The sequence below is a fragment of the Streptomyces sp. NPDC101227 genome, from assembly GCF_044767545.1.
Lineage (GTDB): Bacteria > Actinomycetota > Actinomycetes > Streptomycetales > Streptomycetaceae > Streptomyces.
The window spans coordinates 20,816-43,718 of the sequence record NZ_JBIWOD010000024.1; the positions used below are offsets into that span (position 1 = coordinate 20,816).

A 22,903-nucleotide genomic window follows, 5' to 3' on the forward strand; every position below is an offset into this window, starting at 1 on the left:
GCCCCCGCCGTCTCTAGAACGGGAACAGCAGGTCGAAGCGGCCGGACAGTTCCGGTGTGTGCCAGACCAGGCCGAAGGCGGAGCAGGAGCCGCTGCCGCCGTCCCAGTCGGCGAAGACCGTGACCTTGCTCGGAGTGTGGTCCACGGCGTACTGCGCGGGCACGTCGTAACTCCGCTTTCCCCGGAGCGTCCCGCGTCCGGCCGCGTGTCCGTCGACGGTGACCTGCCAGTGGAGCGTGCGGTCCGTACAGGCGGCGGGGACCGAGAGGCTGAGGCTGCCCCGCAGCCCGTCGGCGGAGCGGGCGCTCCCGGGCCGGAAGGTGCTGACGACGCTGTGCCGCACATCCCAGACATAGTTACGCGCCCCGGCCGTCGCGGCGGCCGGCTCCCTTCCGTCGCCGTACTCCAGAGGGATGCTGACGACGCTGAGGATCCCGGCGACCAGCGTGTAGAGGACGGCGAGCACGACGAGCGCGATGCACAGTCCGCGCAGCGTGCGCCCGGGTGCTGCCGGGGTGCCGCCATCGGTGCTCTCCGCCGTTCCCGGGGCATGCCGCGGTCCGGACGGCGGACCGCTCCCGGGCGGCGGGTCGGCCCCCTCCCCGGCCGTGGCGTCCGCCACGGCCCGCGCCACGCCGACGAGCATGTCCGGCCCGGAGTCCGAGGCGTCGGTGGCCGCCCGCTCGCCGAGCAGCGTCCGGACCTGCCCGTGCAGCACGGTGACTTCCCTTTGCAGCAGCCGGACCCGGTCCTTCTGCGCGGTCAGATCGTTCTCGAGGCCGCGGGTGTAGTCGCGGGCGTACGCCAGCTGGCGGCGCTGGCGGTCCCCGGCGGCGTGCGACGCGTCGCACTCGCGCTCGGCCTCTTCGCGGTGCAGCAGCAGAGCGTCACGTTCGCGTTCGGCCTCCTCCGCGCGGGCGACGGCGGCGTCGAGTTCCCACCCGAGGGCCGCCAACTTCCCTTCGAGGTCGGCCAGTTGGCCGCGCGCCCGGTCGTGCTGGGCCGCGCGCTCGTGCGCGGCCGCGTCGAGGTCCGCCTTGAGCCGCTCGGTCTCCTCCTGCCAGTACTCCAGCCGGATCTCGGCGTCCGGGTCCGCCTGTTGTGCCCGGCGGCGCAGGAGATCGAGCCGGTCCAGGTCCTCGGGCGGCGGCGCCAGGCGGTGCTCGACGGACAGGGCCCTGAGCCTTTCCAGGAAGTCCCGGGGCGCGAGGCGTCCTCCCTGTAAGTACCGGTGGAGCGCGGAAGCGGAGAGTCCGGCCGAGTCGGCGAGCAGCCGCGGGGGCAGCCCCCGGTCTTCGGCGGACCGGCACGCCTCGCGCAGCGCCTGCCCGTACGCGAGGGCCTCCGGGCTGCGCGCTCCCGACCAGCGGTTGCGGACGAGGGTGATGCTGTGGCCGGCATTGCGGGCGCGCTGCTGCGGCACCGGCCGGTTTTTGGCGATCAGCTCCCTTCGTACGTGCCAGAAGACCGCATCCATGTCCAGCAGGTCGGGCCCGGCGGGTACCCCCTCGCTCAGCGTCTTGATCAGCTCGCCGGTGAATGCCGTGTAGTCCTCGCCCGGCGGCGCCAGGGCCGTCTTGGTCTCCGCGCACGCCGTCATCAGGTAGGTCCCGTCGACCCTGGTGTGATCGGCGAAGTCGACCGGCGTACCCAGGCGTCCTGCCAGGGCACGCGCGCTGTAGCAGCAGTCCAGGACCACCACCCGGCTACGGGCCGTACACACATTGACCAGCACATCGCGGAGCCGGTTGTACTCCACCGCGTGGTGCAGCCGTTCGGCATGCGAGTCCGGCAGCGCAAGGTACAGATCGGCTTCCGGCGACAGCAGCCCGTGTCCCGCGAAATAGACCACGAAGGCGTCCCGTGCCTCGGCCGCGGCGGCATGCACGGCATCGATGACGTCCACGGGAGAACGGGGATCGGACAGGACGACGCAATGCTCTTCGGGGAGGCCCCAGACATCGGCGTGGGTCAGCAACTCCGAGAGCCGGGCGACGTTGTTGGCGACGGACGGCAGGCCGGGCAGCGATTCGTAGGCCCCGACACCGATGATCAACGCACGGGAGGTGGCGGGGTCCGGCAAGCCCATCACGCGCTCCCCGGCGCGGCTTCCGGCTCACCCTCCGGCTCGCTCCCGGGCCGCCGCGGCCCCGCCGCGTCCGGCGAGGGGGCCACCTCGGTCGAGGCGGGATGCAAGGCCGCCACGATCCGCTGCAGCGTTGCGTCGTCGCAGTTCCCCCGCACCGTGATCGATGTCCCGTTGGCGGTGAGGGTGATCGCGGGGGCGGCCGGGCGTGCGGCGCGCCAGGCGGCACAGGCGAGCGCGAGATTGACCGCGGCGAATCCCTGGCCGAGCACCAGGTCGATGATCTCGACCGCTCCCATCGTGCCGTCGCCGGCGCGCGGCGGTACGAGGCTCAGCTCGGCGTGATCGCGGACGTCGGGGTCCTGCCGCAGCCACCGGTACAGATCGAGGATCGCGAGGTCCGCGTCATCCGCCGCCACGCCGATCTCGACGCGCAGGCCGTCCATCCGCTCTTCCATGGTGGTCCACGATAGACACAACGGCCTTGTCCGGAACGGCTGTTGCGCGCCATCACCCACTATGTGCGCCCGGCCGAGTGCCGGTCCCGGAACGCACCACCCCCTCGGCGGTGGCACCTACATGCCGGTTGCCACCGCTACGCACTCGGCCGCGGCCGGCCTCCGAAGATCAGTTGTGGCCGAACTTCCGCAGCTGCTTCTGGGCGACGTGCTTCGAGAGCGGGGGCTCTGCCTCATGCGGGGCCGTCGCCTTCGTCTGCCCCTTCGCCTCCGTGGCGGCGCTGCGCTCATGCCCACCGGTACGGGCGCCACGGTTCTGCCGGGTCTGTTTCTTGCCCACGATCGTGCCTCCTGTGGCGGATCTCGGACTATGGGCCGCTACCAGACTTGCATGCAGGCGCGAAGAGTGCATTTCGGGCGGATGGCGAGGGGAGACAGCGGGAAAACCGGCACTGCTGCCGTCGTCCGGGAGGTCCCCCCGTGCCGGGTCCGAGGGGACCGTGCCGCCGCGGTCAGCTCACGTATGCGGCGAACGCCGCGAAGGACCGCTCGTCGAAGAGAACGAACCGCACCTCTTCCACCGCCGTCTCCGTCTCCCGCACCGTCTCCACCGCGATGCGCGCGGCGTCGTCCATCGGCCAGCCGTAGGCGCCGGTGGAGATGGCCGGGAACGCGACGGTCCGCGCGCCCAGCTCATCGGCGATCCGGAGGGACTCCCGGTAGCAGGAGGCGAGGAGCGAAGCGTCGCCGCCGGAGGCCTGAAACACCGGGCCGACGGTGTGGATGACCCAGCGGGCGGGCAGCCGGCCCGCGGTGGTGGCGACCGCCGCGCCGGTGGGCAGTCCCCGGCCGTAGCGGGAGGCGCGCAGGTCGCGGCACTCGTCGAGGATCTCCGGGCCGCCGCGGCGGTGGATCGCGCCGTCCACTCCGCCGCCGCCCAGGAGGGAGGAGTTGGCGGCATTGACGACGGCGTCCACGGCCTGTTCGGTGATGTCGCCCTGGACGAGGGTGAGGGAGGTGGAGGCGCTCATGAGGCCCGAGCGTAAGCAGCGGCGCGCGGGGTGGCGAGCCTTTTTGATCAGCGGCGGTTCGCGCGCAGCCGGCGCCAGACCGTCTTGGCGGCGTAGTGGCCGGACATGCCGTGGACGCCGGGGCCGGGCGGGGTGGACTGGGAGCAGAGGAAGATGGCGGGGTGCGCCGTCTCGTAGGGGACCCGGGCGAGCTTGGGGCGGATGAGCAGCCGCAGCCCGGCGGCGGAGCCGCTGGCGGTGTCGCCGCCGACGTAGTTGGCGTTGCGGGCGGCGATCTCGGGCGGTCCGGCGACCGCGCGGGCCAGGACGAGGTCGCGGAAGCCGGGCGCGAAGCGCTCGATCTGCCGCTCGACGACGTCGGTGGCGTCGCCCTCCCAGCCGTTGGGGACATGGCCGTACGCCCAGAAGGTGTGCTTGCCCTCGGGGGCGCGGCTGTCGTCGATCAGGCTGGGCTGGGCGGTGATCAGGAAGGGGACGGAGGGGTCCCGGCCGGTCACGGCGGCGTCCAGCGCGGCGCCGATCTCGCCGCTCGTGGGGCCGATGTGGACGGTGCCGGCCCGGCGGGCCTCCTTGGCGGTCCAGGGCACCGGCTCCGCCATCGCGTAATCGATCTTGAAGACGCTGGGGCCGTACTTCACGTCCCGGTAGGCGTTGCCCAGGCCCGCGATCCGGGCGAGCGCGGTCGGTGAGGTGTCGAAGATGTACGAGCGGGCCGGCGGCAGGTCGTCCAGCCGCTTGACCTCGAAGTCGGTGTGCACCGCGCCGCCGTGGGCGCGGAGCAGCCCGGCGAGCGCGTCGGAGATGGCCTGGGAGCCGCCGCGCGGCACCGGCCAGCCGCCCGCGTGCGCGGCGAGCGCGAACATCAGGGCCAGGCCGCTGGTGCCGAAGGAGCCGAGCGGCGCGATGGCGTGCGCCGCGAGACCGGCCATCAGGGCGCGGGCCTTCTCGTCCTGGAAGCGGCGGTTGAGGAGGGGGACCGGCTGCATCGCCACCAGGCCGAACCGCGCGTAGGTCACCGGGTCCTTGGGCAGGCCCAGCCACTGGGTGCGCAGAAAGTCATGGGCCAGGCTGTCCCACTTGCCGACGAACGGCGCGACCAGCCTGCGGTACGTGCCGGCGTCGCGCGGGCCGAAGGACATCGCGGTCTGGCCGACGGAATGGGCCAGCACGGCGGCCGTGCCGTCCGGGAAGGGATGCGCCATCGGGAGATCCGGGTGCAGCCATTCCAGGCCGTACCGCTCCAGGGGCATGGCGCCGAAGGCGGGCGAGCCCACGCCGAGGGGGTGCACCGCCGAGCAGGGGTCGTGGCGGAAGCCCGGGAGGGTCAGCTCCTCCGTGCGGGCTCCGCCGCCGATGGTGTCGCGGGCCTCGAAGACCTCGACGGACATTCCGCGGCGGGCCAGTTCGACCGCCGCCGTCAGGCCGTTGGGTCCCGCCCCGATCACGACGGCATCGAGCATCCTCGGCACCTGCGCCACTCCCCTCAAGTCCGACCCTCGTCGGTGAGGATCAGTTGGCGGCTGCCAGCAGTCCGAGGATACGCCGGGCCGTTTCGGCGTCCCGTGCCGCGGTGAACGGCAGCGCATTGCCGCCTTCTATGCGGAACGGCTGCCCGGCGACCGTACCGCTGGCGCCGCCCGCTTCGTGGACCAGCAGCAGTCCGGCGGCGTGGTCCCAGGCGTTTTCCCAGCTGAAGGCCGTGGCGTCGAGGTCGCCGCGGGCTACGGCGAGATACTCCAGGCCCGCCGAGCCGCACGGGCGCGGCGCGATACCGCCGGTGTCCAGGGTGGCGAGCACCCGCTTCTGGTCGTCGTCGGTGAAGTCGAAGTGCGAGGTGGCGACGTCGAGGACGGCGCCGGGGTCCGGGGATCCGGCCCCCAGCGGGACGCCGTTCAGCTCGGCGCCGGCGCCACGGCGGGCGATGGCCATCAGGCCGAGCGCGGGGGCGTACGTCCAGGAGGCGAGCACCTCGCCGCGGTGGGCGAGCGCGACGAGCGTGCAGAAGCCGGGGTCGCCGTGCACGAACTGGCGGGTGCCGTCGACCGGGTCGACTATCCAGACGGGGGCGTCGCCGCGCAGCGCGTCCAGCACGGAGGGGTCGGCGTGCACCGCCTCCTCACCGACCACCCGGGATCCGGGCAGCAGGGCCGTGAGCGCGGCGGTGAGGTGTTCCTCGGCGAGCCGGTCGGCGACCGTGACGAGGTCGTGCGGGCCGTTCTTCTCGACGATGTCCTCGGCGGCGAGCTGCCGGAAGCGCGGCATGATCTCATCGGCCGCGGCCTGGCGGACGGCGGCCTCGACGGCGGCCAGGTCCGCCGCGGAGAGGTCCGGCGCGGACAGGTCGGGGGCGGCGAGGCCGGGGGCGAAGTCCGTGGCCGGGAGGGCCGCGGCAGGGGTGATGTTCGTGGTATCTCCCGAATCGTGGGTACGAAGTGCTTCGATCATGCGTCCATGGAAACACGCGGCACTGACACAGCGACCGGACCCCAGGTGAACTCCAGGTGCCGCCCGGGCCACGGGACGGTTCAGCGCCCCACCGCGTATCCCTGCATCCCCCGCGGATTCGCCGCCGACGACAGCACCCCGGTCTCCGGATCCCGCGCCACCGCGCACAGCCGCCCCTCCGACCAGGCGCCGCCCACCGTGACCAGATGGCCGCGCCGCCGCAGCTCCCCGATCGCCGCCGTACCGATCCTGGACTCCACCGTCACGCTGCCCGGCCGCATCCCACGGGGGAAGAAGGAACCCGGGAAGGAATCGTTGTGCCAGTTCGGGGCGTCGATGGCGCCTTGCAGGTCGAGGCCGCCGCGGACCGGCGGGCGCAGCGCTGCGGCGAGGAAGAAGTGCAGCTGCCACTGGTCCTGCTGGTCGCCGCCGGGCGTGCCGAAGGCCATCACCGGGACGCCGTCGCGCAGCGCGAGGGAGGGCGTGAGGGTGGTCCGGGGGCGGCGCCCGGGGGTGAGGGTGTTGGGCAGGCCCTCCTCCAGCCAGGCCATCTGGAGCCGGGTGCCGAGCGGGAAGCCGAGGTCCGGGATGACGGGGTTGGACTGGAGCCAGCCACCGGAGGGCGTGGCCGAGACCAGGTTGCCCCAGCGGTCGGCGACGTCGATATGGCAGGTGTCGCCCCGGGTGGCGCCGTTCCGGTCGGTCTCGGGCGCGACGGCCGCGGCATCCGACGCCGCGCCGTGCCCGACCGTCGGCTCGCCCGCCCCGTCCCCGGAGACGCCCATGGCGAAGGAGCCCGCGTCCCCGGAGGCGACCGCCGCGGCGTGCTTGCTCAGCCGCGGGGTGCGGCCGTCCGGGCTGCCGGGCCGCAGTTCGTACGAGGCGTGCTCGCCGATCAGCGCCCGGCGGGCGGCGTTGTAGTCCGCGCCGAGCAGCGTGGCGAGCGGCGCCTCACCCTCGCCGGAGCGGGCGTCCCCGTACCAGGCGTCCCCGTACCAGGCCTCGCGGTCGGCCATCGCCAGCTTGCAGCCCTCGATGAGCAGATGCACGTACTCCGGGCTGCCGTACGCGGGCAACTCCCCCGGCAGCAGGGCGAGTTGCTGAAGGAACGCCGGGCCCTGCGACCAGCCGCCCGCCTTGGCGACCGTCCAGCCCTGCCAGTCGTGGGTGACCGGGTCCTCGTACGTGGCGGAGAAGGCGGCCAGGTCGTCACCGGTGAGCGTGCCCGCATGGCGCTCGCCGGAGGTGTCCATGGCCGGGCGGGCCGCGAAGTCGGCGAGCGCCTCCCCGATGAAGCCCTCGCGCCACACCCTGCGGGCGGCGTCGATCCTCGCCTCGCGGCCGGTCGCGGCGGCCTCCGCCTCCGCGATCAGCCGCCGCCAAGTGGCCGCCAGCGGGCGGTTCCTGAGCAGCCCGCCCGGGGCGACGGACTTGCCGCCGGGCAGGTAGACCTCGCCGGAGGTGGTCCACTCCGTCTCGAACAGCTCGCGGACCGTCTCCACCGTCTCGCCGATCCGGTCCACGGCCGGGTGCCCGTCCTCCGCATATCCGATGGCGTAGCGCAGCACCTCGGCGAGGGACTTGGTGCCGTGGTCGCGCAGCAGCAGCATCCAGGCGTCGAAGGCGCCCGGTACGGCGGCGGCGAGCGGCCCGGTGCCGGGCACCAGGTCGAGGCCGAGCGCGGTGTAGTGCGCCACGCTCGCGCCGCGGGGCGCCGGGCCCTGCCCGCACAGCACCCGCACCGGGCCGCCGGCCGGGGCCAGCAGGATCGGCACCTCGCCCGCCGGGCCGTTCAGATGCGGCTCCACCACATGCAGCACGAACCCGGCGGCGACGGCCGCGTCAAAGGCGTTGCCACCGTCCTCCAGGACGGCCATCGCGGACTGCGACGCCAGCCAGTGCGTGGTGGAGGCCATGCCGAAGGTGCCTTGGAGGGTGGGGCGGGTGGTGAACACGGAGCTCCTTGTCCATGACGCGGAAGGGACGGTCACCGGGTACGTACCCTTTCCGCATGTCCATGCAGCGCACCAATCTCCCCCGTTCGGCCGCCGGCGTCCCCTGGGAGGGCCTGGCGCTGAGCGTGGACGGTCCGGTGCGACCGCCGCTGCGCTTCGAAGTCGCGGACGGGCGGCGGATGGTACTGCTCCAGGGCGGGCAGGTCGTGCTGCTGGCCCGGCAGCGCGTCACGCACTTCGGGGTGCATTACGCCCGCACCGGGCGGTACGCGTCCCCGCTGCCGCCACTGCGCGCGGGCCTCGCCCGCGCGTATCGGGAAGCCTGCCCCGACGATGACGGCGCCTGGTTCGCGAGGTGGGCCCGCCATTTCACCGAAGCGCTGCGGGGCAGTCCCAACGGGCCGCTGCACGAAGGGGGTTGGCAGCTACGCCCCGGCATGTCCTCGTACGCGGTCGACGCCTTCTGGGATTCGCTCCGGCACGACCCGGAGCGCGGCCATATCGCCTGGTTCTCCGGAAGTCCCCCGGAGGACAGCCGCGACGTCCTCCCGCTGCGTCCGCTGTCCGACCCGGACGCGGCGCGGGTGAAGGCCTATCGCCGCCAGTACCGCGAGGGCGTGCTGCCTCCCGTGCTGCTCTGGGGCAACAGCGCGCTCGACGCCTGCGTGGTGCTGGACGGCCACGACCGGCTCCTGGCCGCGCTCGCCGAGGGCGGCCGCCCGCCCGTGCTGCGCCTGAACCGCGAGTACCAGGGCGAGACTCCCGGGGCCTACGCCCAGCCGCTCATCCGGGAGTACGAGGAACGCATCGCCCACCTTCAGCGGCAGCGGTCCGCCGGCGACCCGCTCGCATCCTCCCGCATCGCGAACGAGAGCCGGCGCCTGGCGGACGAGCTGCGCAAGCTGTTCTCCGTCGCCCACCTCACCCGCTCCTGGCCGCTGCCCGGCGGAGCGGCGACCTGGGACGCGCTCGCCGCCGAGCACGCCCCCGGCTGGCACCCCGACACGGAAAACTGAGACGACGCCGGCCGAGCGCCCTGCGTACGCTCGCCCCATGACCAGCACCGACCACGACCCGGCCGCCGGCCAGCCGGCCCGCCGCCCCCTCGTTGCGATCCTGAGCGGCGCCGGGATCTCCACCGATTCCGGGATCCCCGACTACCGCGGTCCGAACGGGCTGTGGCGGCGCGACCCGGAGGCCGAGAAGCTGGTCACCTACGACTCGTACATGGCCGATCCGGAGATCCGGCGTCGGTCGTGGCGGATGCGGCTGGAGAGCCCGGCGTTCCGGGCCCGGCCGAATGCCGCGCACGAGGCGGTGGCTCGGCTGGAGCGGTCCGGGACCCCGGTGCGGGTGATCACCCAGAACGTCGACGGGCTGCACCAGCTCGCCGGAATGCCCGCACGCAAGGTCCTCGAACTGCACGGCACGGCGCGCGCCGTCACCTGCACCCGCTGCCATGCCCGGTCGTCCATGGAGGAGGCACTGGAGCGCGTGACGGCGGGCGATCCGGACCCCGCGTGCCTGGTGTGCGGCGGCATCCTGAAATCGGCGACGGTGATGTTCGGGCAGCGGCTGGATCCGGAGGTACTCGGTACGGCGCTGGGCGTGGCCAAGGCCGCCGAGATCTTCCTCGCCGTGGGCACCACGCTCCAGGTCCAGCCCGCCGCCTCGCTCGCCGGGGTCGCCGCCGACCACGGTGCCCGCCTGATCATCGTCAACGCCGAGCCGACGCCGTACGACGACCGCGCCGACGAGGTGATCCGCGAACCGATCGGCAGCGCGCTGCCCCGGCTGCTGGAAGGCCTGGGCTGACGGCCCTGACCTGGGCCGACGGCCGTGACGCGGCCTGTGCGGCCCCGGTCCGAAGGCGCCGCGGCGGGACCTTCGGGCCGGTCCCCGCGTCAGGCGTTGACGCAGGTGTTGCCGGATGCCGCGTTCAACAGGGCGATGATGTCGATGCTGTTGCCGCAGAGGTTGATCGGGACGTGGACCGGGACCTGGACGACGTTGCCGGAGACGACGCCGGGCGAGCCCACCGCCGCGCCGGAAGCATCCGCATCGGCGGAGGCGGCTCCCGCGCCGCCGAGGACGGCGGCTGCGGCCAGGGCGGTGGCGGCGAGGGCGGTACGGATACGCATGTTCGCTCCCATGGGACGGTGGATCCGGAACTGCGGTGCTCCTGGGCAGGACGGCCGGGGAGCGCCGGACCAGGGGAGGTTCTCCGGCACGATCTCGGACAAAACGGCGGATGTCCCGAATTCCATCGAACCGGTGACACCTCCAACCCATGCCGAATCAGGGCCAGTTGAATCGCCGGGCGGGCTGTCGCTGGACACGCCTTGAGGCCGGCAGGACGGGAGTTACCGTTGCCAGCCCCCCTCATCCTCCTCACCCCCCTCACCTCCCTCATCGCACCCGACTCTCTGTGCTCACCCCCCTTCGGCGCCGTCGCGACCACGGAATTCCCGGCATCCGATTACCGTTGGAGGGGTGAAGGACATCGTCTAGGGCGGGCGCGCCCGGTAGGCACGGAGGGCGCAGCATGCACGGCGAGTACAAGGTCCCCGGCGGCAAGCTGGTGGTGGTCGACTTCGCCGTGGAGAACGGACTTCTGCGGAACGTCCGGGTCTCCGGGGATTTCTTCCTGGAGCCCGACGAGGCCCTCGCGCTGATCGACGCGGCCCTGGAGGGCGCCCCCGCCGATACGGACACCGCCGGGCTGACGGGCCGTATCGACGCCGCGCTGCCCGAGTCGGCCGTCCTGTTCGGTCTCAGCACCGAGAGCGTGGCCGTCGCGGTGCGCCGCGCGCTGGCCCAGGCCACCGACTGGCGCGACTTCGACTGGCAGCTCATTCACGAACCGCCCCAGCCCCCGGCCCTCCACATGGCGCTCGACGAGGTCATCACCGCGCAGGTGGCGGCCGGCCACCGCCCGCCGACGCTGCGGGTGTGGGAGTGGGACTCCCCCGCCGTCATCATCGGCAGCTTCCAGTCGCTGCGCAATGAAGTCGACCTCGACGGGGCCGCCCGCCACGGCGTCACGGTGGTCCGCCGGATCTCCGGTGGCGGGGCGATGTTCGCGGAGCCGCAGAGCACCATCACCTACTCCCTCGCCGTCCCCGAGTCCCTCGTCTCCGGCCTGTCCTTCGCCGACAGCTACGCCTACCTCGACGACTGGGTCCTCATCGCCCTCGGCGACATGGGCATCAAGGCGTGGTACCAGCCGCTCAACGACATCGCCACCGAAGTCGGCAAGGTCGCCGGCGCCGCGCAGAAGCGCGTGGTGGCACCGGGCGGCGGCCCCGGTGCGGTCCTGCACCACGTGACCATGTCGTACGACATCGACGCCGACAAGATGCTCGACGTCCTGCGCATCGGCAAGGAGAAGCTCTCCGACAAGGGCACCCGGAGCGCCAAGAAGCGGGTCGACCCGCTGCGGCGGCAGACGGGCCTGCCGCGCGCCACGGTCATCGACCGGATGATCTCCTCCTTCCGCGGCCGCTACGGACTCGCCGAAGGCGCCGTCACGGACGAGGAGATGGCCCGCGCCCGGGACCTCGTGCGGACCAAGTTCGAGAACGACGAGTGGACCGCGCGCGTCCCCTGACCGGCCGCGGACCGCATTCCGTGTCAGGTCCGCCCCCGGCCGTCGCCGATCTCGCGGCGCGGGCGGCCCGGCTCGACTCCGCACTCGCCCGACCGGACGGGCACACCGGCCACCGCGCGGGCGGCGCTGCCGGGCGGCGGTCGCCCCGCACGCCTTCCCATCGCCCCGCAGGCCCTCGCATCACTATCGGCTGATGCGAGCGCCGCGGCCGGCGAGTGCGCCGGTGATGCCCATCGGCACGGATACGACGATCAGCGCGAGCGGGCCCGCCGTCCAGCCGCCGGTGAGGTCGCGGGCGGCGCCCCGCTCAACGACGCACCGGCCTGAGCGAGACGCGCGGCGGGGCAGGGCGGCCGCTCAGGCGCCGGTCAGGCGTTCACCGCGGGAATGACGTCTTGCGCATACGCGTCGATCACCGCTTCCTTCGCGTCGTGCATCGCGTACAGCGCGAACTGGTCGACGCCCAACTCCCTCAGCCTGCACAGCTTTTCGACATGTGCGGAGGCCGGGCCGAGCAGGCAGAAGCGGTCGACGATGGCGTCCGGTACGAAGGCGGTGTCGGGGTTGTCGGCGCGGCCGTGGTGGGAGTAGTCGTAGCCTTCGCGGGCCTTGATGTAGTCGGTGAGCTCGTCGGGCACCAGGCCGGAGTGTTCGCCGTAGCGGGCGACAAGGTCGGCGACGTGGTTGCCGACCATGCCGCCGAACCAGCGGCACTGTTCGCGGGCGTGGCCGAGGTCGTCGCCCACGTACGCGGGCGCGGCGACGCAGATGGTGACGTCGGACGGGTCGCGCCCGGCGGCCACGGCGGCATTGCGTACGGCCTTGATCATCCACTCGGTGAGGAACGGGTCGGCGAGCTGGAGGATGAAGCCGTCCGCCAGCCGCCCCGCCATGTCCAGGGCCTTGGGGCCGTAAGCGGCCATCCACACCGGCAGCTTGCCGTCCCTGATCCAGGGGATCTTCACCCGGTGCCCCCCCACCTCCGCCTCCCGCCCCTCGGCCAGATCCCGGATGACGCCGATCGCCTCGCCCAGCCGGGCCAGGGTGTTGGGCGGCCGGCCGGCCACCCGCATCGCCGAGTCGCCGCGCCCGATGCCGCAGACGGTGCGGTTGCCGTACATCTCGTTGAGGGTGGCGAAGGTGGAGGCGGTGACCTCCGGGGTGCGGGTGGAGGGGTTGGTGACCATCGGGCCGACGATCAGGCGATCGGTGTGCTCCAGGATCCGGCTGTAGATGACGAACGGTTCCTGCCACAGCACGGCCGAGTCGAAGGTCCAGCCGTAGCGGAAGCCGTTGCGCTCGGCGCGGCGCATCAGGGACACGACGGCGGATGCGGGCGGGTCGGCCTGCAGGACGAGTCCGAAGTCCACGGCGGCGCTCCTTAGATGAGGTACTGGCAGGTGCCACGCGGGATGTACTGGCCGTGGCCCGCGTGCCCGGTGAACTCTCGCTGGTCGATGACGAGTTCACCGCGGGAGAAGACCGTCTCGACCCGTCCGGTGAGGCGTTTGCCCTCGTACGCGGAGTAGTCGACGTTCATGTGGTGGGTCTCGGCGGAGACGGTCTGTTCGGCGGTGGGGTCGTAGATGACGATGTCGGCGTCGGCACCGGGGGCGATGGTGCCCTTCTTCGGGTAGAGGCCGAACATCCGGGCCGGGGTGGCGCAGGCGATCTCGATCCAGCGGCGGCGGCTGATCCGGCCCTCCACGACGCCCTGGTGGAGGAGGTCCATCCGGTTCTCCACCCCCGGCATACCGTTGGGAATCTTGGAGAAGTCGCCGCGGCCGAGCTCCTTCTGCCCCTGGAAGCAGAACGGGCAGTGGTCGGTGGAGACCACCTGGAGGTCGTTGGTCCGCAGCCCGCGCCACAGCGCCGCCTGGTGCTCGCGCGGCCGCAGCGGCGTGGAACACACGTACTTGGCGCCCTCGAAGTCCGGCTCGGCGAGGTTGTCGGTGGACAGGAACAGATACTGCGGGCAGGTCTCGCCGAAGACGTTCAGTCCCATGCGGCGGGCCTGGGAGATCTCGGCGACGGCCTCCTCGGCGGAGACATGGACGACGTACAGGGGCGCGCCGGCGACCCGTGCCAGCTGGATGGTGCGGTGGGTGGCCTCGGCTTCGAGGAGGACGTGGCGGACCTCGCCGTGGTAGCGGGGGTCGGTCCGGCCCTCGGCCAGTGCCTGCTCGACGAGGACGTCGATGGCGATGCCGTTCTCGGCGTGCATCATGATCAACCCGCCGTTGCCCGCGGCCCGTTGCATCGCCCGCAGGATCTGGCCGTCGTCGCTGTAGAACACGCCCGGATAGGCGGTGAACAGCTTGAACGAGGTGACGCCCTCGGCCACCAGGAGGTCCATCTCCTTGAGGGTGCCCTCGTTCACGTCCGAGAGGATCATGTGGAACGCGTAGTCGATGGCGCACTGGGCGTCGGACTTGGCATACCAGGTGTCCAGGCCGTGGCGCAGCGCGTAGCCGCGGCTCTGGACGGCGAAGTCGACGATGGTGGTGGTGCCGCCCCAGGCCGCGGCGCGGGTGCCGGTCTCGAAGGTGTCGGAGGAGGCGGTCCCGCCGAACGGGAAGTCCATGTGGGTGTGTGCGTCGACGCCGCCCGGGATGACGTATTTGCCGGTGGCGTCGATGGTGCGGTCCGCGGATTGGCTCCAGCTCTCGGCGTGCGGACTGCCGTGCGCGGCCAGGGCGGCGATCCGGCCTTCCTCCACCAGGACATCGGTGTGCATCTCGTCGGCGGCGGTGATGACAAGTCCGCCCCGGATGACCGTACGGCTCACAATCCCTGCTCCCTCCACACCAGCAACCTCGGCGGCACCGGAGGCGGAGCGCGACGTGCGCCGTCTCCTCGGCATGCCTGCTCCGCTGACGCCATGCCACAACCGGTCTACACCCGTAGATTCCGGTCGAGAAGGAGACCGTAGAAGCATGTCACCCACGGTGGCAATACCGTGACCGTTAATCAGCGGGGACGTTCGTGTTGCGCCGACGATCGGCTGGACGGTGGAACGCCGGGCGGGATCGGAGCCCGTCCCACCGCTTGTGGGAGAGCGGCCCCGGAGGGGTGCGGGGGCGCCGCGGCGGGCAGAACGAGGACGCCGGAACGGGCCGCGCAGGGACGGCCGGGGACAGGGACAGGCCGGGAGAGGGACAAGCCGGGACGCGAACGGGCAGGAAACCGGACTCAGGACGCAGACGACACCGGACGCCACCACACACCACACACCCCCTCAGGACACCGGACACCGGACGTCAGAAAGGCGGCACGTCATGGAGCAGAGCACGCCGTGGGAGTTTTCCGACGACCGCGGGCGCCTGGCGGTGGCCGGGGACCGACCCACGCGGATCGTCTCCTACATACAGGCGGGAGCCACGCTGTGGGACCACGGCATCCGCCCCGTGGGGCTGTTCGGCTCCCAGCATGACGGCTCCGCCCCCGACGCGGCCAAGGCCGGCGAGCTGCCGCTGGCGGAGATCCGGTACCTCGGTTCGGGCCGTGCCCTGCACCCGGACGCCCTGCTGGAGGCGGAGCCGGATCTCGTCGTGGCCGTCACCTACGACGGCGAGCAGGTCTACGGGCTCGAGCCGAAGATCGCGCTGGAACTGGAGGCGCATGTCCCGGTGGCGGCCATCGCGGTGGGGCCGGGGCGGGGGCTCGCCGAGGTGCGGGAACGGTTCGCGGCGCTGGCCGGATCGCTGGGCAAGGGCGAACCTCTAGGTGCGGCACGGGAGTTGGACGCGGCGGAGGATGTACTGCGGCAGGCGGCCGGGGGGCCGGTGCGGCCCCGGGTGCTCGCGCTGTCGCCCGGCGACCGCGAGCGGGTCCATCTGGCCCGGCCCGGCGCCTGGCCGGATCTGCGGGCGCTGGCCGAGCACGGCGTCGACCTGCTGGAGCCGGCCGCCGGGTCCGGCGCGAACTGGTCCACGGTCGGCTGGGCGGAGGCCGCCGGGATGCGCCCGGACATCGTGCTGTCGGACGAACGGGTCAACGCCGCCCGGCCTTCGCAGCTGCGCGCCGACGAACACTGGCGCGCCCTGGAGGCCGGCGCACGGCTGCTGCCGTGGAACCCGGAGGCTCCGTGCAGCCGCCGCGCGCACACCCGCTTCTTCACCCTGGTGGCCGACACCGTGCGCGAGGTGGCGGCGGGCGGCTAGGCACTGGCGGTCGGCGGCGCCTCGGCCGGGGGCGAGGCACGCGCGGTGACGAGGGCGGCGGGGCGCGGCTACTCCAGCAGCCGTTGCCTGATCAGCTCCATCACTTCCGCGCGGCTGCGCTTGCCGTTGTCGGCCGCATTGAGGTGGTTGCCGATGCGCACCGAGACGGCGAGCAGGCAGCGGACCTCGACCTCGTCCTCGTCGGGACAGAACGCGGAGAACAGGGAACGCAGGTAGTCCATACGGCGGTTGTCGACGCGGCGCAGCCGCTCGGCGACGGCCGCGTCCCGGCGGGCCCAGTCGCGGATCGCCATATCGGCGGTGGTGCCCCGCACCGGCCCGTCGGTGGTGGCGGCGACGAGGGCGAACAGCCGCTCCAGCCTGGCCCTGGCGTCTCCCCCACCGCTTTCCACCTGCTCGATCACGCTCTCGGTGACCTCGTACTCCCAGGTGTCGAGCATTTCGGCGAGCAGCGCGCCCCGGTTGCGGAAGTACCCGTAGAAGCCACCCTTGCTGACGCCGAGCGCCTGCGCCAGCACCTCGATCCGGACGGCTTCGGGGCCGCCCGCGACCAGCGCCCGCAGGCCTTCCTCGATCCACTTGCCGCGTGGTGTGCGGGTTGTGCCCATGGTGTGTGGCTCCTCACGTCCCCGCCAAGTATACGGAGCCGTATAGATAGGTCTACGCTCGTTCTATACGCCACCGTATAGACAGGGGTCTGCTCATGCGACTTCCCCGGACCGCCCATACCGACCGCGCCTGGCGGATCCACGAGATCGCCCACGACTTCACGGTCGAGGACGTGTGGGCGCTGCCCACCCCCGGCGGACCCGCCGACCTCGTGTGGCTGGTGCGCCAGATCGCCGAAGGAATGAGCGGCGGGGTGACCGGAGAAGGCCTCGTCTCCCGCGCGCTCTTCGCCATCCGCTGGAAGCTCGGAGCGCTGCTCGGCTGGGACAAGTCCGGTACCGGCATCGGCAGCCGGCTGCCCACCCTGCGCGACCGGTTGCCGGCGGACCTTCGCGAGGGCCCCCGAGGCCCCGACCTCGGCTCGTCCCCGTTCACCGCCCTCTATCAGCGGGACGACGAATGGGCCGCCGAGATGGGCAACAAGACCGTGCACGCGGTGATGCACATCGGCTGGGTCCCGGACGGATCCGGCGGCTACCGCGGCCAGATGGCCGTTCTGGTGAAGCCGAACGGATTCTTCGGCGCCCTCTACATGGCCGCGATCAAACCCTTCCGCTACATCGGGGTGTACCCGGCGCTGATGCGCGCCATCGGCCGCGAGTGGCGGGCGAACGCCGCCGTACGGAGCGCGCGCTGACAGCGACGGCGGGCGGGGCAACTGCCGTCGCGCCGCCCGCCGTCGGTGTGCGCGACTACGTCCCGGCCAGTCCGCCCTGCGCCGCACTCAGCGCCTCCGCGAGGAGTTCCGCCCCCTCCTCCGCCTCGGCCACGGTCAGCGTCATCGGGGGTGCGATACGCAGCGAGGCGCCGCCCTGACCGCCCTTGCCGATCAGGAGGCCCCTCTCCCGGGCGGCCTCCACCACCAGCGACGCGGCCTGCGGCGAGCGCTCGTCGGTGCCGGGGCGCACCAGCTCGACGCCGATCATCAGGCCGCGGCCGCGCACCTCCCGTACGACATCGAGCCCCGCCGCGACCGCCCGCAGCCGCTCGATGAGCAGGCCGCCGACGCGCCGGGCGTTGCCCTGGAGGTCGTGTTCGAGGAGGTAGGTGAGGTTGGCGAGGCCGGCGGCCATGGTGACGGGGCTGCCGCCGAAGGTGGAGATGGAGTTCGCGGTGAGCGAGTTCATCACCTCGGCGCGGGCCACCACACCACCGATGGACATGCCGTTGCCGATGCCCTTGGCGAAGGTGATCATGTCCGGCGGGCCGTTCTCCGCATGGGCCTGCCAGCCCCAGAAGTGGTCTCCCGTCCGGCCCCAGCCGGTCTGCACCTCGTCGCTGATCCACAGGATGCCGTGCCGCGCGAGCACCTCGCGGAACGCCGCGTACAGACCGTCCGGCGGCGAGGTGAAGCCGCCGACCCCCTGCACCGGTTCGGCGATCAGCGCGGCGACGCCGCCCGCGGTCTGCTGGAGCATGTCCTCGAGGTCGGCGACGCAGGCCTGGATGTACGCGGCGTCGCTCAGCTGCGCGTACGGGCCGCGGCCGCGCACGCCGCCGTGTACGTACAGCGTCTGGAGGGGCGAGAGGCTGGTCGGCGACCAGCTCTGGTTGCCGGTGATGCCGACGGCGGAGAAGGACCGGCCGTGGTAGCTGTTGCGCATTGCCAGGATCTGGTTGGAGCGGCGGTACGACGTGGCCAGGAGGAGGGCGGTGTCGTTGGCCTCCGTGCCGGAGGTGGTGAAGAAGACCCGGGCGTCGGGGATGCCGGAGAGCGCGACGATCCGCTCGGCCAGCTCGACCATGGGCCGGGAGAGATAGAGCGTCGAGGTGTGGATGATGCGGCCGGCCTGCTCGCTGATCGCCTTGGTCACCTCGGGCAGGGCGTGCGCCGTCATGGTCGTGAGGATGCCGCCGAAGAAGTCGAGGTAGCGGTTGCCCTCGGCGTCCCAGACGTAGCGGCCCTCGCCGTGGGTGATCTCGAGCGGCCGTTCGTAGTAGAGGCTCAGCCAGGACGGCAGGACGGACCGGTGGCGCGCGTGCAGTTCCGCGGGGTCGTGGGTCACGGCTGCACCAGCCCGTCGTAGGCGTCGGGGCGGCGGTCGCGGTAGAACGCCCACTGCTGCCGGACCTCGTCGATCAGCCCGAAGTCGAGGTCGCGGATGAGGAGTTCTTCCTTCGAGTCGCTGGCGACCTCGCCGACGAACTGACCGCGCGGGTCGACGAAGTAGCTGGTCCCGTAGAAGTCGTTGTCGCCGTACTCCTCCACGCCGACCCGGTTGATCGCGGCGATGAAGTACTCGTTGGCGACGGCCGCCGCGGGCTGCTCCAGCTGCCAGAGGTAGGCGGACAGTCCGCGGGAGGTGGCGGAGGGGTTGTAGACCAGCTGGGCGCCGTTGAGACCCAACTGCCGCCAGCCTTCGGGGAAGTGGCGGTCGTAGCAGATGTAGACGCCGACCTTTCCGACGGCCGTGTCGAAGACCGGCCAGCCCGCGTTCCCCGGCTTGAAGTAGTACTTCTCCCAGAAGCCCTTGACCTGGGGGATGTGGTGCTTGCGGTAGCTGCCCAGGACCGTGCCGTCGGCGTCGATGACGGCCGCGGTGTTGTAGTAGAAGCCGGACTGCTCGACCTCGAAGACCGGTACGACGATGACCATGCCGGTCTCGCGCGCGAGCGCCTGCATGCGGCGCACGGTCGGGCCGTCGGGCACGGGCTCGGCCCAGCGGTAGTGCTCCGGCTCCTGGACCTGGCAGAAGTACGGGGCGTTGAAGACCTCTTGAAAGCCGATGATCTTGGCGCCCTGCGCGGCCGCCGCTCTGGCATGTTCCTCATGCTTCGCGATCATCGATTCGGTGTCGCCGGTCCAGTTCGCCTGGACCAGTGCGGCACGCACAACATCGGCCATGAGCTGCTCCTTTGTCGATGCGTCAGCCTGCAGCCCACGCGGGATCGCCGGCGGGATCTACGCGTGTGGAGGTGACCGTAAGCCTCGTTACGCACCGTGGCAAGACCATCTCTCAGCGCGGCGCGCCCCTGCGGGGTCACAGACGGGCGGCGCGGGGCAGGGTCACAGACGGGCGGCGCGCAGGGCGTGGGCGATGTCGCTGTGCCGGTGCGGCGAGACGCTCTCGGCCGCCTCCAGCAGCAGCGGCCCGAGCGCGCCCGGCGCCGGCGCGGCCGCCGCGGCCGCGTCCTGCGGGGCACGGGCCCGTACGAGCGCGGCCAGCAGCTCCAGCGCCAGCCCGGCCCGGCCCCGCTCCAGCAGCGCCAGCGCGGCCCGCCCCACCTCCTCGACCGGGCGGGCCACGGCCTGCCGCAGCAGGCGGCCGCCGTCCGCGCCGCGCCCGGCGGAGGCCAGCGCGTCGGCGGCCGCGGCGAGCCCGGCGGGCGGCAGACAGGCCGCCTCCCACAGCAGGGTGGGGACGTCGGAGGCGAGGCCGGCGCTTTCCAACTCCTCGATGAGTAAAGGGAGTTCCGATGCGGGGCGGTTTGCGGCGGCGCAGAGTTCGGCGTGTGCGAGGCCGCCGTTGGCGGTGGCACGGAGGTGGGCCAGGCGGGAGACGGCGGTGGCGGCGGCGTGGCGGGCCTCGGCGGTGGCCGGGGGTGTCACGGGGCGGGCGCGGCCGTCTCCCGCCCGGCCGTCGCCGCCCCCCGGTTCCTGGCCGTAGGCTCCGGCGAAGCGGGCGCCGCGCGGGGCGGCTTCGGGGGCGGGGTCACTCGCATACTCCGCTCCTGCCTCCCCTCCCTCGTCCGCCTCCGCCTGCGTCTCCGCCTCCGCGACCGCGCCCTCCTCCGGCACCTCCAGCCCGGCGAAACGCGCCCCGCGCGGGCGAACGGGGCGCTTGACCTTGGCCTTCACCCTGGCCCGCCGCTTGGCCTCGGCCTCCCCCAGCGCCTCCAGCCGGGCCCGTAGCTCGCCGACCCGGGCACCGGCGCGGGCATGGTCGTTCTGCGCCCAGGCCAGCTCCTCGGTCAGCCGCTCCGCCTCCCCGGGGCCCGCCGCCTGTCCGGCCGTCCGTACGGCCGCCTCCAGCGCCGCCTCCAGGTCGCGGACGCGCAACGCCGTATGCCGCTCCTCGCGCTCCATCGCCGCCAGCCGCCGCTGCAATGCGGAGCGGCCGCCCGGCCGGGCGTCGTGGCCGGCCACCGCCTGCGCATGCAGCCGTCGGGCCCGCGCGCCGACGGTGCTCACCGCGTGATCGCCCGGCAGCCCCGCGAGGTCGTACAGCAGCGACTCCACCACATCCCACGGCGGCACGTCCCGCCCCTCCAGGCAGGCCCGCAGGCCGTCGGGATCGCGCCGGGCGAAGACGCCGTACCACCCGGCCGAGGGATCGAGCCGCCGCGCGAGACCGGCCAGAAAGCGTGCGAACTCCCCGACCGCATCGTGGGGTTGTGTTCCCGACATGGACTGAGCAGCTCCCTTTCGGCCGGGCTTCCCCCCTTTGGCCGCATGGCACACCCCCGATGTTTCGACGGCGGTGACGGCGCGCTACGCGCGCGTTACAGACCGCGCACACGGCCCGCACACGCCCGTCCGCCCCGGAAAACAAGACAGGAAAACAAGACAGGCAAACTTGCAAGTTTCCCTGTTGATCAATTACGCTTGCCCCATGCCTGACGAGAACCAGGAACGCCTCGCGACGGATCTGGGCGCGGCCGTGAGTCTGCTGATGCGGCACCTCCGCGCCGCGTCCCCGCAGGGTGAGCTCAGCCCCACCCAGCGCGCCGTGATCGGCCGGATCGACACCGACGGACCGGCCACCACCGCGGCGCTGGCCCGCGCCGAGCTGGTCCGGCCGCAGTCCATGCGGATGACGCTGAGCGCGCTGGAGGAGCGGGGCGTCCTCGCCCGCAGCCCGCATCCGACCGATGGGCGGCAGGTCGTCTTCTCCCTCACCGACGAGGGGCGCCGGATGCTCACCTCCGTACGGCAGGCCAAACAGAACTGGCTCGCCGTGGCCATCGCGGAGCGGCTGAGCCCGCAGGAACAGCGCACCCTCGAGACGGCGACCGCGCTGATACGGCGGCTTACGCAGGAATGAGCGCGCCGCGGAGTTCCCCCGAGCCCGTCGGCCTCGACGGTGCGCCCCCCACGGCTCCCGATCGCGCGACCGACGACGCCCCTCACCGGCCCTTCGGCGCGCGCCTGATGACGCCGCTGCTCCTCGGCTCGCTGCTCAACCCCATCAACTCCACGATGATCGCCACCGCCCTGGTTGCCATCGGCCGGGACTTCCACGTCGGGCCCGCCGACACCGTCTGGCTCATCTCCGCGATGTATCTCTCCAGCGCGGTGGGCCAGCCCTCGATGGGACGGCTCGCCGACCGGGTCGGCCCGCGCCGGGTGTTCGTCGCCGGTGCGGTGACGGTCTGCGCGGCGGGCCTCCTCGGGGCGCTGGCGCCCACCTTCACCCTGCTGATCGTCTCCCGGGTCGTGCTCGGCGTCGGTACGGCGGCCGCCTATCCCGCCGCGATGGCAATGCTGCGCGCCGAGTCGCGGCGCGTGGGGCGGCCCACGCCCCGCGCCGTACTGGGCCGGCTCTCGCTCGCCGCACTGGGCAGCGCCGCCATCGGCCCCACGCTCGGCGGGCTGCTCGCCGCGACGGCGGGCTGGCGCGCGGTCTTCGCCGTCAACATCCCGCTGGCGCTACTGGCCCTGCTGTCCGCGCTCGCGTGGCTCCCCCGCGACGAGAAGTCGCCCCGCGCCGCCGGCTCCCCCGCCGCCCTCGACCCCCTGGGCATCGCCCTCTTCGCCGCCACGCTCACCACCACGATGTTCTTCCTGCTGAAGCTCGCGGACCCCCGGTGGCTGCTGCTCGCCCCCGCCGCTGTCCTGGCGGCCGCCCTGGTCTGGTGGCAGCTGCGCCACCCGGCCCCGTTCATCGACCTCCGGATGCTCGCCCGCAACGGCGGCCTGGTGCGCACCTACCTCCGCCACGGACTCACGTACCTCGTCATCTACTGCGTGCTCTACGGCTTCAGCCAGTGGCTCGAAGAGGCGCACGGCTACTCGTCCTTCCACGCCGGCCTGATCATGCTGCCGATGTCCGGCGCGGCCGCCGTCTGCTCGCTCGCCGGCGCCCGTACGAAGGGGATCCGCGCCCCGCTGACCCTTGCCGCGGTCTGTCTCGCGGCCGGCAGCGCGGTCATGCTCGTGGTGCACGGCGCCAGCCCGCTCCTCGCGCTGCTGTGTGCCGGGGCCCTGGTCGGCATCCCGCAGGGGCTGGCCGCCACCGGAAATCAGGCCGCCGTCTACGCCCAGGCCCCGGCCGACGGCGTCGGCGCGGCCGCCGGACTCCAGCGCACCGCCCAGTACCTCGGCGCGATCACCGCCGCGAGCCTCATCGGCCTGCTGTACGGCCGGCACGCCACCGACCCGGCCCTGCACCGGATCGCCCTGATCGGCATCGCCCTGGGCGCACTCCTCCTCGTCCTCACGCTGACCGACCGCAGCCTGCGGGCCGGCGGGAGAACAACCACCAACTGACCACCCGGCCAAGCCCCTTCACCCCGTCACCCACT

General features: G+C 72.8%; 21 protein-coding genes. 7 read left to right on the forward strand and 14 right to left on the reverse strand.

The annotated features are described in order from the left end of the window. Nucleotides 1-13 precede the first annotated feature (13 nt). The 7 genes from ACIRPT_RS36340 to ACIRPT_RS36370 all read right to left on the reverse strand — a co-directional run bounded on the left by ACIRPT_RS36340 (nucleotide 14) and on the right by ACIRPT_RS36370 (nucleotide 7,975). Nucleotides 14-2,089: a caspase family protein gene (locus tag ACIRPT_RS36340; protein ID WP_403835309.1), complete on the reverse strand. Its 2,076-nt coding sequence runs from the start codon at nucleotides 2,087-2,089 to the stop codon at nucleotides 14-16. Next, a complete protein-coding gene (locus tag ACIRPT_RS36345) occupies nucleotides 2,089-2,544 on the reverse strand; it encodes a hypothetical protein (protein ID WP_403835312.1) in 456 nt (151 codons plus the stop codon). The genes ACIRPT_RS36340 and ACIRPT_RS36345 overlap by 1 nt, the downstream gene beginning before the upstream one ends. 169 nt (nucleotides 2,545-2,713) lie before the next feature. Then, nucleotides 2,714-2,884 (reverse strand): hypothetical protein, encoded by a 171-nt coding sequence (locus ACIRPT_RS36350; RefSeq protein WP_403497315.1) that lies wholly within the window; start codon nucleotides 2,882-2,884, stop codon nucleotides 2,714-2,716. 172 nt (nucleotides 2,885-3,056) lie between these two features. After that, entirely contained in the window at nucleotides 3,057-3,575 is a 519-nt protein-coding gene (locus ACIRPT_RS36355; protein WP_403835314.1) for an O-acetyl-ADP-ribose deacetylase, read from the reverse strand. A gap of 47 nt (nucleotides 3,576-3,622) precedes the next feature. Next, nucleotides 3,623-5,044, reverse strand: a complete 1,422-nt coding sequence (locus ACIRPT_RS36360; protein WP_403835317.1) for a phytoene desaturase family protein — start codon at nucleotides 5,042-5,044, stop codon at nucleotides 3,623-3,625. A gap of 40 nt (nucleotides 5,045-5,084) precedes the next feature. After that, complete coding sequence (locus tag ACIRPT_RS36365) at nucleotides 5,085-6,020, reverse strand: inositol monophosphatase family protein (RefSeq protein WP_403835320.1); 936 nt, start codon at nucleotides 6,018-6,020, stop codon at nucleotides 5,085-5,087. Nucleotides 6,021-6,100: 80 nt separating this feature from the next. Then, the gene (locus ACIRPT_RS36370) at nucleotides 6,101-7,975 is read right to left on the reverse strand and encodes a gamma-glutamyltransferase family protein (protein ID WP_403835322.1); all 1,875 of its coding nucleotides are present in this window, start codon (nucleotides 7,973-7,975) and stop codon (nucleotides 6,101-6,103) included. A 56-nt stretch (nucleotides 7,976-8,031) separates the two neighbouring features. Between ACIRPT_RS36370 and ACIRPT_RS36375 the strand changes: the two genes are divergently transcribed. Beyond that, nucleotides 8,032-8,991, forward strand: coding sequence for a hypothetical protein (locus tag ACIRPT_RS36375; protein ID WP_403835325.1), 960 nt, complete (start codon nucleotides 8,032-8,034; stop codon nucleotides 8,989-8,991). A 37-nt stretch (nucleotides 8,992-9,028) separates the two neighbouring features. After that, complete coding sequence (locus ACIRPT_RS36380) at nucleotides 9,029-9,790, forward strand: SIR2 family NAD-dependent protein deacylase (RefSeq protein WP_403835327.1); 762 nt, start codon at nucleotides 9,029-9,031, stop codon at nucleotides 9,788-9,790. A gap of 89 nt (nucleotides 9,791-9,879) precedes the next feature. On the opposite strand, the gene ACIRPT_RS36385 is transcribed toward ACIRPT_RS36380, so the two are convergent. Then, on the reverse strand, nucleotides 9,880-10,116 hold the full coding sequence (locus ACIRPT_RS36385; RefSeq protein WP_403835329.1) for a chaplin: 237 nt from the start codon (nucleotides 10,114-10,116) through the stop codon (nucleotides 9,880-9,882). 404 nt (nucleotides 10,117-10,520) lie between these two features. Between ACIRPT_RS36385 and ACIRPT_RS36390 the strand changes: the two genes are divergently transcribed. Then, a complete protein-coding gene (locus tag ACIRPT_RS36390; RefSeq protein ID WP_403835332.1) occupies nucleotides 10,521-11,585 on the forward strand; it encodes a biotin/lipoate A/B protein ligase family protein in 1,065 nt (354 codons plus the stop codon). Between the two features lie 368 nt (nucleotides 11,586-11,953). Here ACIRPT_RS36390 and ACIRPT_RS36395 read toward each other — a convergent pair whose 3' ends face one another. Then, nucleotides 11,954-12,955: a TIGR03842 family LLM class F420-dependent oxidoreductase gene (locus ACIRPT_RS36395; protein ID WP_403835335.1), complete on the reverse strand. Its 1,002-nt coding sequence runs from the start codon at nucleotides 12,953-12,955 to the stop codon at nucleotides 11,954-11,956. An 11-nt stretch (nucleotides 12,956-12,966) separates the two neighbouring features. Further along, nucleotides 12,967-14,373 (reverse strand): dihydropyrimidinase, encoded by a 1,407-nt coding sequence (gene hydA, locus ACIRPT_RS36400; protein WP_403835338.1) that lies wholly within the window; start codon nucleotides 14,371-14,373, stop codon nucleotides 12,967-12,969. A gap of 490 nt (nucleotides 14,374-14,863) precedes the next feature. Between hydA and ACIRPT_RS36405 the strand changes: the two genes are divergently transcribed. Next, nucleotides 14,864-15,748: an ABC transporter substrate-binding protein gene (locus tag ACIRPT_RS36405; protein WP_403835341.1), complete on the forward strand. Its 885-nt coding sequence runs from the start codon at nucleotides 14,864-14,866 to the stop codon at nucleotides 15,746-15,748. A 68-nt stretch (nucleotides 15,749-15,816) separates the two neighbouring features. On the opposite strand, the gene ACIRPT_RS36410 is transcribed toward ACIRPT_RS36405, so the two are convergent. Further along, nucleotides 15,817-16,377: a TetR/AcrR family transcriptional regulator gene (locus tag ACIRPT_RS36410; protein ID WP_403835343.1), complete on the reverse strand. Its 561-nt coding sequence runs from the start codon at nucleotides 16,375-16,377 to the stop codon at nucleotides 15,817-15,819. Nucleotides 16,378-16,472: 95 nt separating this feature from the next. Between ACIRPT_RS36410 and ACIRPT_RS36415 the strand changes: the two genes are divergently transcribed. Beyond that, entirely contained in the window at nucleotides 16,473-17,075 is a 603-nt protein-coding gene (locus ACIRPT_RS36415; RefSeq protein ID WP_403835345.1) for a DUF2867 domain-containing protein, read from the forward strand. Nucleotides 17,076-17,130: 55 nt separating this feature from the next. Here the strand turns inward: ACIRPT_RS36415 and ACIRPT_RS36420 are convergent, their stop codons facing one another. From ACIRPT_RS36420 to ACIRPT_RS36430, 3 genes are all read right to left on the reverse strand, one after another. After that, nucleotides 17,131-18,444, reverse strand: coding sequence for an aspartate aminotransferase family protein (locus tag ACIRPT_RS36420; protein ID WP_403835348.1), 1,314 nt, complete (start codon nucleotides 18,442-18,444; stop codon nucleotides 17,131-17,133). Beyond that, complete coding sequence (locus ACIRPT_RS36425; RefSeq protein WP_403835350.1) at nucleotides 18,441-19,283, reverse strand: nitrilase-related carbon-nitrogen hydrolase; 843 nt, start codon at nucleotides 19,281-19,283, stop codon at nucleotides 18,441-18,443. The genes ACIRPT_RS36420 and ACIRPT_RS36425 overlap by 4 nt, the downstream gene beginning before the upstream one ends. 162 nt (nucleotides 19,284-19,445) lie before the next feature. Then, nucleotides 19,446-20,786 carry a hypothetical protein gene (locus ACIRPT_RS36430; protein WP_403835352.1) on the reverse strand — a complete coding sequence of 447 codons (1,341 nt, stop codon included), beginning with the start codon at nucleotides 20,784-20,786 and terminating at the stop codon, nucleotides 19,446-19,448. A 205-nt stretch (nucleotides 20,787-20,991) separates the two neighbouring features. On the opposite strand from ACIRPT_RS36430, the gene ACIRPT_RS36435 reads away from it, so the two are divergent. After that, nucleotides 20,992-21,423: a MarR family winged helix-turn-helix transcriptional regulator gene (locus ACIRPT_RS36435; RefSeq protein ID WP_403835354.1), complete on the forward strand. Its 432-nt coding sequence runs from the start codon at nucleotides 20,992-20,994 to the stop codon at nucleotides 21,421-21,423. A gap of 107 nt (nucleotides 21,424-21,530) precedes the next feature. Then, nucleotides 21,531-22,868, forward strand: coding sequence for an MFS transporter (locus ACIRPT_RS36440; RefSeq protein WP_403835356.1), 1,338 nt, complete (start codon nucleotides 21,531-21,533; stop codon nucleotides 22,866-22,868). Nucleotides 22,869-22,903: the final 35 nt, after the last annotated feature.